Source organism: uncultured Turicibacter sp., from assembly GCF_938044715.1.
In the GTDB taxonomy this organism is placed as follows: domain Bacteria; phylum Bacillota_I; class Bacilli_A; order MOL361; family Turicibacteraceae; genus Turicibacter; species Turicibacter sanguinis.
In genome coordinates, this window is record NZ_CALIOS010000132.1 from 1 (window position 1) to 12,839 (window position 12,839).

15 protein-coding genes are annotated in these 12,839 nt (G+C 34.4%); 7 read left to right on the top strand and 8 right to left on the bottom strand.

Annotated features, from left to right (window positions below; translation table 11 throughout):
* From QWC74_RS12530 to QWC74_RS12550, 5 genes are all read right to left on the bottom strand, one after another.
* Positions 1–1,004 (bottom strand): ABC transporter permease (locus tag QWC74_RS12530; protein ID WP_288994164.1); only part of this gene is annotated, 1,004 nt, incomplete at its 3' end.
* Positions 1,001–2,092 carry an ABC transporter permease gene (locus QWC74_RS12535; RefSeq protein ID WP_006784978.1) on the bottom strand — a complete coding sequence of 364 codons (1,092 nt, stop codon included), beginning with the start codon at positions 2,090–2,092 and terminating at the stop codon, positions 1,001–1,003. The genes QWC74_RS12535 and QWC74_RS12530, both read right to left, overlap by 4 nt.
* 12 nt (positions 2,093–2,104) lie before the next feature.
* Positions 2,105–3,040, bottom strand: a complete 936-nt coding sequence (locus QWC74_RS12540) for an ABC transporter ATP-binding protein (RefSeq protein ID WP_006784979.1) — start codon at positions 3,038–3,040, stop codon at positions 2,105–2,107.
* Positions 3,041–3,208: 168 nt separating this feature from the next.
* Entirely contained in the window at positions 3,209–3,853 is a 645-nt protein-coding gene (locus QWC74_RS12545; RefSeq protein ID WP_006784980.1) for a response regulator transcription factor, read from the bottom strand.
* Entirely contained in the window at positions 3,846–5,000 is a 1,155-nt protein-coding gene (locus QWC74_RS12550) for a sensor histidine kinase (protein WP_006784981.1), read from the bottom strand. Before QWC74_RS12550 ends, QWC74_RS12545 begins: the two co-directional genes overlap by 8 nt.
* Positions 5,001–5,070: 70 nt before the next feature.
* Here QWC74_RS12550 and QWC74_RS12555 point away from each other — a divergent pair, with 70 nt between their 5' ends.
* The gene (locus QWC74_RS12555; RefSeq protein ID WP_006784982.1) at positions 5,071–5,811 is read left to right on the top strand and encodes a flavodoxin family protein; all 741 of its coding nucleotides are present in this window, start codon (positions 5,071–5,073) and stop codon (positions 5,809–5,811) included.
* A 12-nt stretch (positions 5,812–5,823) separates the two neighbouring features.
* Here the strand turns inward: QWC74_RS12555 and QWC74_RS12560 are convergent, their stop codons facing one another.
* Positions 5,824–6,315: a hypothetical protein gene (locus QWC74_RS12560; RefSeq protein WP_006784983.1), complete on the bottom strand. Its 492-nt coding sequence runs from the start codon at positions 6,313–6,315 to the stop codon at positions 5,824–5,826.
* A 125-nt stretch (positions 6,316–6,440) separates the two neighbouring features.
* On the opposite strand from QWC74_RS12560, the gene QWC74_RS12565 reads away from it, so the two are divergent.
* Positions 6,441–6,722: a nucleotide pyrophosphohydrolase gene (locus QWC74_RS12565; RefSeq protein WP_006784984.1), complete on the top strand. Its 282-nt coding sequence runs from the start codon at positions 6,441–6,443 to the stop codon at positions 6,720–6,722.
* 21 nt (positions 6,723–6,743) lie between these two features.
* On the opposite strand, the gene QWC74_RS12570 is transcribed toward QWC74_RS12565, so the two are convergent.
* On the bottom strand, positions 6,744–7,298 hold the full coding sequence (locus QWC74_RS12570) for a metal-dependent hydrolase (protein WP_006784985.1): 555 nt from the start codon (positions 7,296–7,298) through the stop codon (positions 6,744–6,746).
* Positions 7,299–7,674: 376 nt separating this feature from the next.
* Here QWC74_RS12570 and QWC74_RS12575 point away from each other — a divergent pair, with 376 nt between their 5' ends.
* A complete protein-coding gene (locus tag QWC74_RS12575) occupies positions 7,675–10,224 on the top strand; it encodes an ATP-dependent helicase (RefSeq protein WP_006784986.1) in 2,550 nt (849 codons plus the stop codon).
* Between the two features lie 85 nt (positions 10,225–10,309).
* On the opposite strand, the gene QWC74_RS12580 is transcribed toward QWC74_RS12575, so the two are convergent.
* Complete coding sequence (locus QWC74_RS12580) at positions 10,310–11,296, bottom strand: hypothetical protein (RefSeq protein WP_006784987.1); 987 nt, start codon at positions 11,294–11,296, stop codon at positions 10,310–10,312.
* Positions 11,297–11,528: 232 nt separating this feature from the next.
* On the opposite strand from QWC74_RS12580, the gene QWC74_RS12585 reads away from it, so the two are divergent.
* The 4 genes from QWC74_RS12585 to QWC74_RS12600 all read left to right on the top strand — a co-directional run.
* Positions 11,529–11,828 (top strand): RNA-binding S4 domain-containing protein, encoded by a 300-nt coding sequence (locus QWC74_RS12585; RefSeq protein WP_288994166.1) that lies wholly within the window; start codon positions 11,529–11,531, stop codon positions 11,826–11,828.
* 52 nt (positions 11,829–11,880) lie between these two features.
* Positions 11,881–12,174, top strand: a complete 294-nt coding sequence (gene yabP / locus QWC74_RS12590; protein ID WP_148323359.1) for a sporulation protein YabP — start codon at positions 11,881–11,883, stop codon at positions 12,172–12,174.
* A gap of 9 nt (positions 12,175–12,183) precedes the next feature.
* Positions 12,184–12,576, top strand: coding sequence for a spore cortex biosynthesis protein YabQ (yabQ, locus tag QWC74_RS12595; RefSeq protein WP_288994169.1), 393 nt, complete (start codon positions 12,184–12,186; stop codon positions 12,574–12,576).
* A gap of 82 nt (positions 12,577–12,658) precedes the next feature.
* Positions 12,659–12,839, top strand: a 181-nt coding sequence (locus tag QWC74_RS12600) for a septum formation initiator family protein (protein WP_288994170.1), incomplete at its 3' end; no start/stop codon positions are given.

The following is a 12,839-nucleotide window of genomic DNA, read 5'->3' on the forward strand; positions in this document are numbered from 1 at the left end:
ACACCAAACAGCAAAATGATGATTAGATTCGGCCATAATGTTAGATTAAGGGCTGTATCAAATGCCCAGTAAATCGGGAATAGCTTCGCGATATTCATCATGAGCGTTGGTTCAAAACCGAAATCGAACAGGTTAATACTAAGCATCGATAAAATAAACCCGACGAGTGCATACATAACGATTGACATCTCAATTAAACTTGGATTTTTCACGACACGTGTGACAAAAATAACAAGACTCGACGCAACAAACGACATACTAAACATCAATAAAAGTGGAAGCAATGGATTTGGCATTGACACATCCAAGACCATCATCCCAATATAATAGACAATCGTAAAACAAATTCCCTGAATGAAACACATCGCCAAAATTAACCCACCAAATATCTCAATATCCTTGTTCGCCGTACTCAACGCACGATGTAAAACCTTTTGTTGTTTTAATTGATACACATCCTTTGCGAGTGAGGTGGCACCGATGAACATGAAATAAATGATCATCACGATAAACATCGTCATACTCATATCAACAGGCTTTTCTTTGAACTCGATTTTTGTCGTTATCAGTGAAATCGGATTCAGGTTATAGTAGTCAGTTAGCCAAGTGTTAATTTGTTGTTCAATTTGAATTTCAACTTCTGCTGTTCCAGCGCCCTCCGTTGTTTTTAAAATTTCAACTTGCGGTTTGACACCACCTTCAATGTCAGTTGAAAACGTCTTTGGAATGATAATGACACCTGCTAACTCATTCGCCATTAATCCCTCAAGTGCAGATTCTTGATCGTGATAAATAAATTTTTCTTCAACGCCTAAATTTTCTAACAGTTCTATTTCATAAATGCCATTTGATTCTAAAACATAAGCAACATTTGGAGTTATTTGATCACTATCTGAAAAAAATAGAGAACCGAGGACAAGAAATAAAGGAATAGGTCCCATCATTAACAATAAGATAGGATTTTTAAGATAACGTCTAATATGAACTAAAGCTAATCGAATCATCTTTTTACCTCCCAAAAACGATATTTTTCTTTTAAACAGGTCATTAAATATAAACTAAGCGCAATTGCTATCGTCATTAGGAATGGTGTTTTTAAACTTTCCCACGTTCCATATAAAATATAGTTTTGAAACATTTTAGTAATCGAATAAGACGGAGAGAAGGTTGCGACACTGTCAGTCGGTAAGAAGGTGCCACCGATAAAAATTTGTAAAAAGAATAAAATTAACGCCAACATGTTTCCATATTTAGCGGAGAAAAAGTGACCAATAAATGATCCGACACTTACCATAAAACAAGAGGTTGCCAAAATAGGTAAAAGTAACAGAGCAATAGGTCCCTCAAATGAATATCCAAGGACTCGGTAAACCAAAACGTAAAAGCTTAATAAAATAACACAATATAGTAAATTTGCTAAATAATCATAATTAAACATACGGACTCGTGTAAGCGGGGCTGAATACATTCGCTTATCAAGTCCAAGCTCCGCACTTTTATAACTAGCTCCTGAAATGTTCATGATCATCATGAAGACAAAGAAAGACATCATTCCAACAGAGTAATACGTGGTTGAGTTTAAGGCAAGAGCAGATTCGATATAAACAGATTTTAAACTGGTGTTATCATAAATTAAAGATAATTGCTCGGGATTATCTGTGGATAAACTTCTAAAAAGACCTTCGTGGTACTGATCGAGAATTGACTTTGCTACAGTAAGAGATAACATATGTTTATTCGTATTGAGTTCTTCTAAAACTAACTCACCACCCATTCCCGTTAAAAGATTTTCTTCATAACCATCGGGGATAACTAAAGTCGAAGCACGTTCATCATTTGAAATGATAAAGTAGGAAGACATTGACTCATCGTTTAAAAATGAAATCAACTGATTCGATAAGGTAGATTGATCCTCATCTATGATTTGTAGAGGTAAAGGTTCCATCGAATTTGGATTTGCAAACAGGATGGTCATCATATTCCCCATTAAAAGTCCAATGAATAAGGGCAGTCCAAGCATATACAAAATCGTCATTGGAAACTGCTTAAAAACGACTTTCAAATTCACATAAAGCCACATTAATAATCGCATCACTCTTCCTCCTTAGTCGCGTAACGATTTCCCAGTTAACCATAAGAACACATCTTCAAGACGAGGTTCTTCGTAACGAATCCCTTGTAACTGCGAAGAATATGACTCAAGTAATGCAATAGCGGACGTTAATTTGAAGTCTTTATTAATCGTTAACGTCACTTGATTACCTTCTTCCGTTACTAATGAAACACCCTCAAGTCCTCGTAACTTTAGAACGATTTCCCCACTTAGATGACCGACCGTTAGAATGACCTTTGTTTGTTCTCCAGATAAGGATTTAATTTGTTCCTGACTTCCAGACGCAATTTCTTTACCTAAATCCATGATGAAAACTTTTGAACAAAGCTCCTCAATCTCTTCCATGTAATGAGAGGTATAAATCACTGTTGTGTTTCGTTCCTTACAAATCTTTTTCGTAAACTCAAAAATATGATTACGAGATTGTGGGTCAACCCCAACAGTGGGCTCATCCATAATTAAAATTCTAGGATGATGCATCAAAGCAGCGGCAATATTTAATCGACGTTTCATCCCTCCTGAAAACTTTTTAACTTTCTCCTTTTTACGATCCATTAAACCGGTTGCCATTAAAGCCTCATTAATACGTTCCTTTAGCACCTTGTAACTTAGACCATAAAGAGAACCGAAAAATAACAAATTATCATAGGCCGTCATTTCCTCCATCAACGCTAACTCCTGAGGAACAAGACCGATTAAAGACTTCGCCTCAATCGGTTGCTTCACAATATCATAGCCCCCAATTTCAACACTTCCATTTGTCGCCTCAACGAGTGTCGTCATAATATTAATCAACGTCGATTTTCCGGCTCCATTCGGTCCGATAAGTCCAAAAATTTCACCCTCTTCAATTTCAAAACTGATATTATCTAAAACAAGTTTGTCATTAAAACGTTTCGTTACATTACTCACCTTAACAATACTCATGTTATTTCCTCCCTGATTTTATCATCTGATACCTTCATTATAGTCATAACTGGATATCAATTCCATAACCCATCGTCATAGTAGGGGGTGACTTAAGTCACTTACTTAGAAAAAATGACCTTATAGGGAAATAAAAAAACATCAGTCTAAGTAGAAACTGATGTTTTTTTATGCTAATCCATTCTTAAATGCAAAAATGGCGATTTGAGTGCGATCTCGAAGCTCAAGTTTAAATAAAATATTCGTGATATGATTTTTGATCGTTCCTTCGGATAAAAAGAGTTTGGCGGCGATTTCTTTATTTGTTAATCCTGTTGCAATCTCACGAATAATCATCAGCTCCTTTTCGCTTAAACGATACTGCTCATAAAATTGTGCATCACTTTTAATTGAAGTCGTTTGCGTATTTAACAGTTGAGTTGCAACTTCCGGATGAAAAATAACATTCCCCATGATGGCAGATTTAATTCCCTCATAAATCACCTCATGCGAACTATCCTTTAATAAGTAGCCACTTGCACCGAGTTGCATCGCCTCTTGGATATAAGATTGATCTTTAAACGTGGTTAAAATCAACACTTTTATCTTTGGAAAAGCTTCTTTAATCAAACGTGTTCCAAGAACTCCATCGCATAAAGGCATGCGAATATCTATCAAAACAAGATCTATATCCGGGTGTGATTGACAGGCCTTCAGGGCTTCCTCACCATTTGACGCTGTTGCTACGACCTCAATATCTTCAAATAACGACAACATTAAACGAAGTCCATCACGAATTAGCGCTTCATCATCAACAATTAAAATCCTAATCATAACTTTCACCCTTTCCCTTTGGAATCGTAATTCTTATTTTAAAGCCAACTGTAGAAGGGATAAAGTGAACCTTCCCATTGACCTCACTGACACGCTCGCTCATACTCGTTAAACCGACCCCTTTTTGAAAATTAGGACAGCCAATTCCATTATTTTCAGCCGTTAACACCACATGATCAGGTGAAAAATGAATTGAAATGGACGCATCCGTTGCTTGACCATGACGGAGTGCATTCGACAATGTTTCTTGAATGGCACGATATAGTGTCAATCCCATTTTCGGGCTTAGTTCCCATTTTTGTTTAGAAATCGTCAGTCTGACATTCATCCCAGATAACTTTTTAAAATTCTCAATTAATTCTTCAATCCGATATAACTCTTGATACGTTTGATACTCACTCGGTTTTAAAGTCGAAATGGCCTCACGAACTTCTTGTAAACAATTTTTTAAAAATTCACGTAAATTTAAAGCCAGAGGAGCAACACTTGAATTCTCTTTTGAGGCGATAACTTCCATCGCATTCAATTGAATGATGGCTGTTGAGAGAGCATGTCCGACACTGTCATGAATATCACGTGAAATTCGATTTCGCTCTTTTAAAACGGCAAGTTCTGTTATTGAAGCCCCGTAAAGTTCTAATTCTTCTTTAGCCTGTTTTAATTTTTCTTCAGAAATTCGAAGTTCATCATATAAAAGTTGAGCATCTAATTTCTTCTCATGTTCTTCTTTAATATAAAGCCCTAAAAAAGCAACGATGAGAAACACAAATAAAGAAGTTATCTGATTTAATGTGAAAGAGTGAGAAATTAAAAATAGCAAGATCATTCCGATTAAACAAGACAAGGAAAGATGATAACGTCTTGGTAACAGTAAAATACTATCAAGTATCGGTAAAATAAAATAATAGGCTACCATTTGCGGTTGATACGAACTTAAACAAATAAATAAGATTAAATCAACAACTAACGAACATATAATATAAGGTGCTTGACGAAGCGAGAAAAAACGAAACTGACTATTGATAAGTAAGCATAACAGCATTAAGATAATAAAAATCGATAATGTTTCATTCAAACTAATGAAAGAAAAAATAACCGTGAGTAAACTTAAGTAACGAACAGTAATTAATAGTTTGTTTTTTCTCATAAGATACCTCCTGTTTATTTTTGTATTGTATCATGCAAACAATTGGTAAATAAAGTTACGAGGTGATATTTTGAAAAAAGTTATCGCAATTTCAAGTAGTGGGCGTCAAAAAAATACATATCAACTCATTCAATCGGCGGCTCCCTTATTAAAGGAAGCGGGAATTTCTTTGCAAATCATTCATCTGTCAAATTACTTGATTCAAGATTGCAAAGGGTGTGAGGCTTGTATCTTAAGTGACCGGTGCCCGATTAAAGATGATGTGATCGGGATTTTAGAAAAACTGGGGCAGGCGGATGGAATTATTTTAACGTCACCTGTTTACATGGCAGGCGTGAGTGGACAACTTAAACGATTTATTGACCGTACCTGCAAGTGGTATCATCGTCCAGAATTAGTAAAAAAACCAGTTTTATTAATGACCACAACAGCAGGGGGATATGCCGATGAAGTTTTAGACTATATGGAAAAAGTCGCAACTTTTTGGGGGATGCATCTTTGTGGTCGAGTGAAGCGGAACGTAAAAACTTGGGATGAAGCGGTCAGTAGAAAAGAGTTGAAATTTTTTATTAAAGCGGTGGAAGAAGGGGAGGAAACGGAGTGGATTCCAACAAAGGATCAGGTTATCGCATTTCAGGTGCAGAAAACATTAGCCATGAATATCCTTCCAAGAGATCGAAAGTATTGGATAGAACATGGTTATGATGTACAAGTTTACTATGAAGAGAATGATGTGCCCTTTTATTTAAAGTGGATGGGGAACTCTTTTTATAGTTTCTTTAGCCGTATTATTAAAAAAAAATCCTCTTAATAGGAGGATTTTTTAATGATGATGAGAAGCTTTTGAGATTAAAAATCCAATGGTTGTTGAAATCAAGTCGCGAAGTTGAATAATCCCTTCTTGATAACTTAGATTATTCGTTCGATTAGCAATCATTAAAACAATGATACAAATGATGCACACCGTTGTTGAAAACAAAATTCTAACGTGAGTTGCTTTATTCAAATTAATATCTTTATTGAATACAAACTCTTGTTTCTCATGATCTTCAGATTCTTCAGAAGGTGGCGATGCTTTTTTAGTTGAATAGCTATGAGCCATCCCAAGAATAAAACCAAAGATACTTGAGGTACTTGTTCTAAAGACAATCTGAGTGGTGGAATCTAGCGCATTAGCTGGAACAAAAATAGCATAAATCAGTTGGAAAAGAAGGAGGATTCCAATGAAAAAAATACATTTAGTGGCAAAGTCGAGGTGTCCCCATTCATACTTGAGTTTTTTATAGAGTTTATAGATGCTTGAATTTTTATTCATCGTCATCACTCCTTTATTTAAGTTACTATAGAGTATGAAGATTAAACAAAATAATAAAGTGGTAGTATCACGATATTTTAAATATGTTAAAATAAACTGAAACTATAAAAGTGAGGACTTCTATCATGAAAGAGACAATGAAAGAAATTATCAAATTTAGAGATGATCGTGGCTGGAAACCTTATCATACTCCAGAAAATTTAGCAAAATCTATTTCAATTGAAGCAGCTGAATTGTTAGAATGCTTTCAGTGGAATAATGACTTTGATGCAGAACATGTTTCTGAAGAATTAGCAGATGTGATGATTTATTGCATGCAAATGGCTGATGTATTAGAAGTAGATGTCAAAGACATTATTTTAAAGAAATTAGAAAAGAATGCGATTAAATATCCAAGTACAAAATAAAACCCGTGATTTTCACGGGTTTTATTGATGAATGGCGTAAACCATGGTTGTATAAGTTTCATAAAGGACGTAAAGTACCATACTGATTAAGAGCATTTGACTGATGAAACGTTCACCTTTGGCACCTGTTTTAAAGTTGGCGAGTTTAATTTTTTTCTTACACGGATAAAATAAGCAAACCCCTTGATGCGTGAATAAATCAAGTACAATATGTGAAATATGACCAAGCATTAAGCCGCAGGTAATAATAATATAAAACTCATTTCCGACGTCTAGTAATGGAGCGCAGGCAATTAAAACAAAAAAGAAGGCGATAGAAAGAAAGCTATGAGTCAGTGTTCGATGTTTAAAGTTTTTAGCAATGAATTTTGAGATAAAGGGAAAAAGTTTTCCCATTTGAGATCCTGTCATGTCGATATCGGGTAATAATGACCCGACGGTGGTCGCAAGACAATAAAGGGTGATAATGAAAATTTTAGAATAAAGATTAGCCTCCTCGTAATAAGGGGCAATAAAAAGATGGTGGGTCACAAGTCCGCAAAGTAGGCCACCTCGTTGATGCGTTCCGGCAGTCATAGTTAAAAGTCCTCCTGTATAAACCTGATGTCGAATTTAAAAGATTAATGTCATCTATTTTATATTATACAAGAAAAAAACGAATATTCGTTTGAATTCTATGAGGGAAATAATGGTATATTAGATATAGGGAGAGAGAGACTTGCATAAAATGAAAGGATAGTGTTAAGGTAAGAGGAGATAGAAGTCTAGAGCATTTTTTTAAGCCTCTTTTTATTAGACTATAGGATCCTCGATACAAAAGGGTTTAAGGGTTTAAGAACTGATTATGATTTTAAAATGTTGCGTCTTAGTATTTTGTTTGAGCAACCCAACATAACTGCTAAGGAACAATCGTTTTGTATCGGGATAGATAATGAAGTGAGAGTGATGTTTCATGAATTTAGAAGAAGAGTTAACGGGTTTAAATGACGCACAATCTGAGGTCGTTTCTAACCTAAATGATAATTTATTAGTCATGGCTCCGGCAGGAACAGGGAAGACGAAAGTTATTTCATTACGAGTAGCGGGATTTATTAATCAGGGGATTGAGGCGAAAGAGATATTGTGCTTAACCTTTACGAATAAAGCTTGTCATGAATTAGCAGAACGATTGCTAAAAGTAACGAATGGGTTGGCCAAAGAGGTTTTCGTTAAAACGTTTCATAGTTTTTGTTTTCAACTCATTAAAGAAGAAGCGAAAAACTTCGGTAAGATTTCGCGTGATTTTTCGGTGATGGATGAAGAGGATGGAAAGTTTTTAGTGCGTCAGTTAATGAAAGATGATTATGTCATTGCCGATTTGGCCTATCAATATTTGCAAGAATTGAAACTATATCGCTTAATGATTCCAAAAGCGTATCGTGACGATTATAAAAGAGTGGTCGCCTCTTTTCATCAATCTGAAAAAGCACAAAAACTTCAATATTCGAATAGAAGAAGTGATGCTGGAGCATATACCCTTGGATTTTTAGCTCAGTATGGTTGTTGGTTATATGAAACATATCAAACGTATCTTCTTGAAAATCACCTTGTTGACTTTAATGATTTGATTGTTTATGCTAGCGAATTACTAGAAGATGAGGAGATTTTAGAACGTTGGCGTGAGCGATTTAAGGTGGTGATGGTAGATGAAGTACAAGATACCTCCCAATTTGAATATCAACTGATTGAAAAATTAGCAAAAGGAAAGCAATTTAGTGTTTTTGGGGATTTCAATCAAACCATTTATGAGTGGCGTGATTCAAATCCAGAACTGATTTTGTCACAAATTATGACGACATTTAATCCAAAACGATTGGAGTTATCCCTAAATTATCGGTCTTTGAAACGATTAGTTCAAATGAGTGCCAATTATTTAGAAAATGCGAAAAAAGCACGCTTAATTAATCCGAGGCTATCCCCACGCGTGATTGAGGCAGCGAATGAGGAAGTGGGAGGTCGGCCTGTCTTTTATGAAGCACAGACCCAACAAGAGGAAATGGATTTTATTATCGATCACCTAAAGCATTATCGATTAGATGACCTCGCTAATACTGTGATTCTAACGCGAACAAATAAGCAAAATATTCAAGTTTCAAACTTTTTAAGAAATGTGGGGATTCCCTGTTATTTGATTGAAGATTTAAGTTTATTTAGACGCAAAGTCGTAAAAGACTTACTTGCCTTTGTCAAATTTCAACTTAATCCATTTGATCATTTATCACTTGAACGATTGTTGCCACTTATTTGTCCTGAGGTATCTCCTGAGTTATTTAATCAAACGTATCGTCAACGATATGTTAGTTATGGGATGAGAATGATTGATTTGTTTCAAGAAGCTGCTTATGAGTATGAAGAACCGTATGGATTATTAAAGAAGCAGTTTGAAAAGGGACGAATTGTCATTTTTGATGTGGAATCAACGGGTCTTGATGTGACTCAAGATGAAGTTATTCAAATTGCAGCTATTGAATTGGTGAATGGTGAGTATACTCGTTCATTTGAACGATTTATTAAACCGAGCCACTCGGTTGGAGACTCAGCTTTGGTGCACGGATTTAGTGATGACTATTTAAACGAACATGGCGAAGAGGCGAGAGAAGTCTTTTTACAGTTTCAAGCGTTTGTAGAAGGCGCTTTATTGATTGGTCATAATGTTCAATATGATTTAAAAATTGTGAGTAGTCAGATGAATCGTTTAGGTCTGATGTTTGAAAATTCAATGGGCTATTATGATACCTTAGATATTGTTAGGCGCCTGTATCCAGATTTGAAAAATCATAAGTTAGATACCGTCAGCGCCTATGTTGGTGTGAGTCATGAGCCGACGCATAATGCGATGGATGATATTTTAGCAACAAAAGATGTGCTCGTTAAAAGTATGGATTTGTTAATGACGCATCATGAAAACCGTAAAAAAGTCATGAAATTTTATGAACCTCATTTATGGGGAGCGATTCAAAGGTTAAAAGAAATTCAAGACTGTTTTGAAACACAGCCGCCACATGTTGCGATGAAAGGTTTAATAGATGCTTTTGAGTGTGAGGATGAAGCACATAAGCAAAGTATCATAGAGTTACTTAATTACATTGGGGCGACCTATCATCGCCTGCATCATACGAATCCACATCAACCAAATTTAGAAATTTGGATTCAAATGCTTAATTTGATGGCGTTATCAAGCAGTGAACTTGATCGTGTCATGAAAGAGGAAAATAAGCTTGCAATTATTACGGTGCATCAGTCAAAGGGGCTTGAGTTTGATCATGTGATTATTCCATTTATGAGTCAGGGGATGTTCCCGCTCGATTTTGATGGGATTAATCAAGAGGAAGAATGCCGATTATTTTATGTTGCGATGACTCGTGCGAAGCAGAGCTTATTATTGACGCGCCATATGAAAGAAACCTCTTCATCTAGAAGGGTGAAAGAGCGAAGTCAATTTATATCGTTTTTATATTCATAAAGAAGAATGAGCCAAAAAGTATGAATGAAAGGGTTAAACGATTATTTGAAATAAAAAAAGAGTCTCAGTTACCTGAGACTCTTTTTTATTCTGTCACTTTGTCAACAACGATGAAGGGTTGTAATTGATAAGGTTTAGGTGCGACTTTACGATCTTGCCACATATAGAAGAAGCGTTCAAGTGGAAAAATAGTATATCCATCTTGCCAATGGTCTGATGTATCATAAGGATCAGCAAAAATTAAGGTATCATCTCCAATACTTGGTGTTCCATTGTTATCATATCCAATAATAGAGACCCAATGACCATCCCAGTCTCCCCATTCAACCATAACGGGTCTTCCTGCTTTTAAGTGTCCTGTTAGCCATGTGACGAAGTAAGAATCTTTAGCATCGTCAACCCAAGCTTCAGTATCGTCACTATTTTCTGAAGCGTATAAAGATGATGAAGAGAAGGTCGGTTTTAGATTTCCGATATTAGAAGGGGTTGCTCCATCCTCTTCGCTTACCAAGTCAGCCTCGGTATAATCAGCGCGATAACTTGTTTCTAATACTTTAAATCCTTCTAAATTAGAAAAGAAGTTGTACATGTCTTCAACGGTTGTGCCATATTCATGAAAGTTATTAGCACTTCCAGGAAGAGCGCCTTCCGTATCATCGTCAACACTTGAACCCATGGCAAGTGCGATATCCCATTCTGTTAAATCAGTTTTTCCCATATTCCAAAGTGTCATTAAAGAAACGGCGTTTCCACATGACCATTCCGTTGTTTGTTGCATCGTTTTAAAACCTTCAATGAGGGTTAAGGTTTCGTCTGATTTTAATCGATAAAAATCGGGATTAACATAAAATCGTGAAGTAGCGTTATCACCTAAAAAGTTATAAGAATCTGCTCCCCCCAATTCATCGTAATCTTCTCCCTCAATAAAATCTGGTTTTAATTTAACTGTCTCAGAAACGGTTTTAACTGCCTCCTCTTCAAGTGGTTCAATGGCAGGTATTTCATTTTGATTTTGGCATCCTGTCATCACCCCTAATGCCATAATTAAAGTTAATAATGAAATTTTTTTCAAAAGTAATCATCCTTTCAAATTTTGATTTTCGTAATTTTATTCAACATTATGTTTAGTATTTATAAACTTTTGAGCAAAAATAAAATGTTTAGATGAGAATCATCGAAACAAAAGAGAGGGGGAATAGCTAATTTATTAACGTTTTATTGCTCATTAATCATATATTAAACGATTTTTAAGGATAAATCAATCATTTTTATTTAAAAAATTCATATGTTAAATTTAAATATTTTTGGGTCAAATTATTGAATTTTACTGCATTTTTTTATATAATATTGGGCATAAATATTTAAAGGTTTCAAGAATAATAAAAAGAAGAACTGTTGCTAAGGAAGCTTGTGAAGGTGGAAGAGTATCTATAAATGATAAAGTAGCAAAGCCATCAACTGATGTTAAAGAAGGAGATATAATTGAAATTACATTTGCAAATAGAAAGTTAAAGGCAAAGATAGTAAATATAGCAGAGCATGTAAGAAAAGAAAATGCTAAAGAAATGTATGAAATATTAGAAGGGGTAGAAGACCAAGAATAATTTTTAAATATTCTTCATATATTTAATCAAGAAATATATGGAGGAATATATAATGGAGAAAAAAATAGATAATAAAATTGAGGATAATAGAGGGAACATTATACTAGAAAATAGAAAGAAAATGACATTAACTGGGGTAGAAGAGGTTATTAGTTTTGATGATGAAAAGATATTGCTGAATACTAAATTAGGTGCATTGACAATAAAGGGTTTAAATTTAAAAATGAATAAATTAGACGTTCAAAATGGCGATGTAATGATAAATGGAGAAATATATTATATTGTCTATAGTGGAAAAGAAATAAAAAAAGAGAAGGAAAGCATAATAGGAAGGCTTTTCAAATAGGAGGTTATTATGCCATTAGATACTAATATGCAATTTAGCATTATATTATATGCATTATTAGCAGGTATATTAACCGGCTTGATGTTTGATTTATATAGAATAATTAGAGGAAGCAAAGTACCCAAAATTATAATAGTAGTAGAAGATATATTATTTTGGGGATTAGCTGCTATGGTTGTTTTTGCATTTCTTCTTTATACTAATTATGCATTTTTAGGAGTATATGTTTATGCATTTATGTTGATATCTTTAGGTTTGTATATGAAGTTTATTAGTAATAAGTGTATAAGATTTGAACTAGAGGTAGTTAATGGGGTAGGCAAGATGCTTAGGGTTATTTTTAAAAATATTATATATCCATTTAAAGTTATATTTTATAATATTACTGGGAAAAATAATTAGTATAAAAAATATCTTGAATTAAATATGTAGAGTGTTTACAATATATTTATAGAATGATATAAAAGAAGGGTACTATATATTTATGAAAAAGAACATAAACCTTAAGGGAATTATTGTTGTTTTAATTATAGGAGTTTTTAGTATATGCTTAATAAAGCAATTAACTGTACTAAGAAAGATAAAGAGTGATATTGCCACTCAAACTCAAGAATTACAAGAGTTAAAGGAAAAAAATATTAAGTTGCAAGCAGAGTTAGACCGAG

Bases quoted from the DNA above. Each gene is read 5' to 3' on its own strand.
- QWC74_RS12535 (WP_006784978.1), bottom strand. From the start codon at position 2,092: ATGCGATTATTAATGTGGCTTTATGTGAATTTGAAAGTCGTTTTTAAG.
- QWC74_RS12540 (WP_006784979.1), bottom strand. From the start codon at position 3,040: ATGAGTATTGTTAAGGTGAGTAATGTAACGAAACGTTTTAATGACAAA.
- QWC74_RS12545 (WP_006784980.1), bottom strand. From the start codon at position 3,853: ATGATTAGGATTTTAATTGTTGATGATGAAGCGCTAATTCGTGATGGA.
- QWC74_RS12550 (WP_006784981.1), bottom strand. From the start codon at position 5,000: ATGAGAAAAAACAAACTATTAATTACTGTTCGTTACTTAAGTTTACTC.
- QWC74_RS12560 (WP_006784983.1), bottom strand. From the start codon at position 6,315: ATGAATAAAAATTCAAGCATCTATAAACTCTATAAAAAACTCAAGTAT.
- QWC74_RS12565 (WP_006784984.1), top strand. From the start codon at position 6,441: ATGAAAGAGACAATGAAAGAAATTATCAAATTTAGAGATGATCGTGGC.
- QWC74_RS12570 (WP_006784985.1), bottom strand. From the start codon at position 7,298: ATGACTGCCGGAACGCATCAACGAGGTGGCCTACTTTGCGGACTTGTG.
- QWC74_RS12575 (WP_006784986.1), top strand. From the start codon at position 7,675: ATGAATTTAGAAGAAGAGTTAACGGGTTTAAATGACGCACAATCTGAG.
- yabP (WP_148323359.1), top strand. From the start codon at position 11,881: ATGGAGAAAAAAATAGATAATAAAATTGAGGATAATAGAGGGAACATT.
- yabQ (WP_288994169.1), top strand. From the start codon at position 12,184: ATGCCATTAGATACTAATATGCAATTTAGCATTATATTATATGCATTA.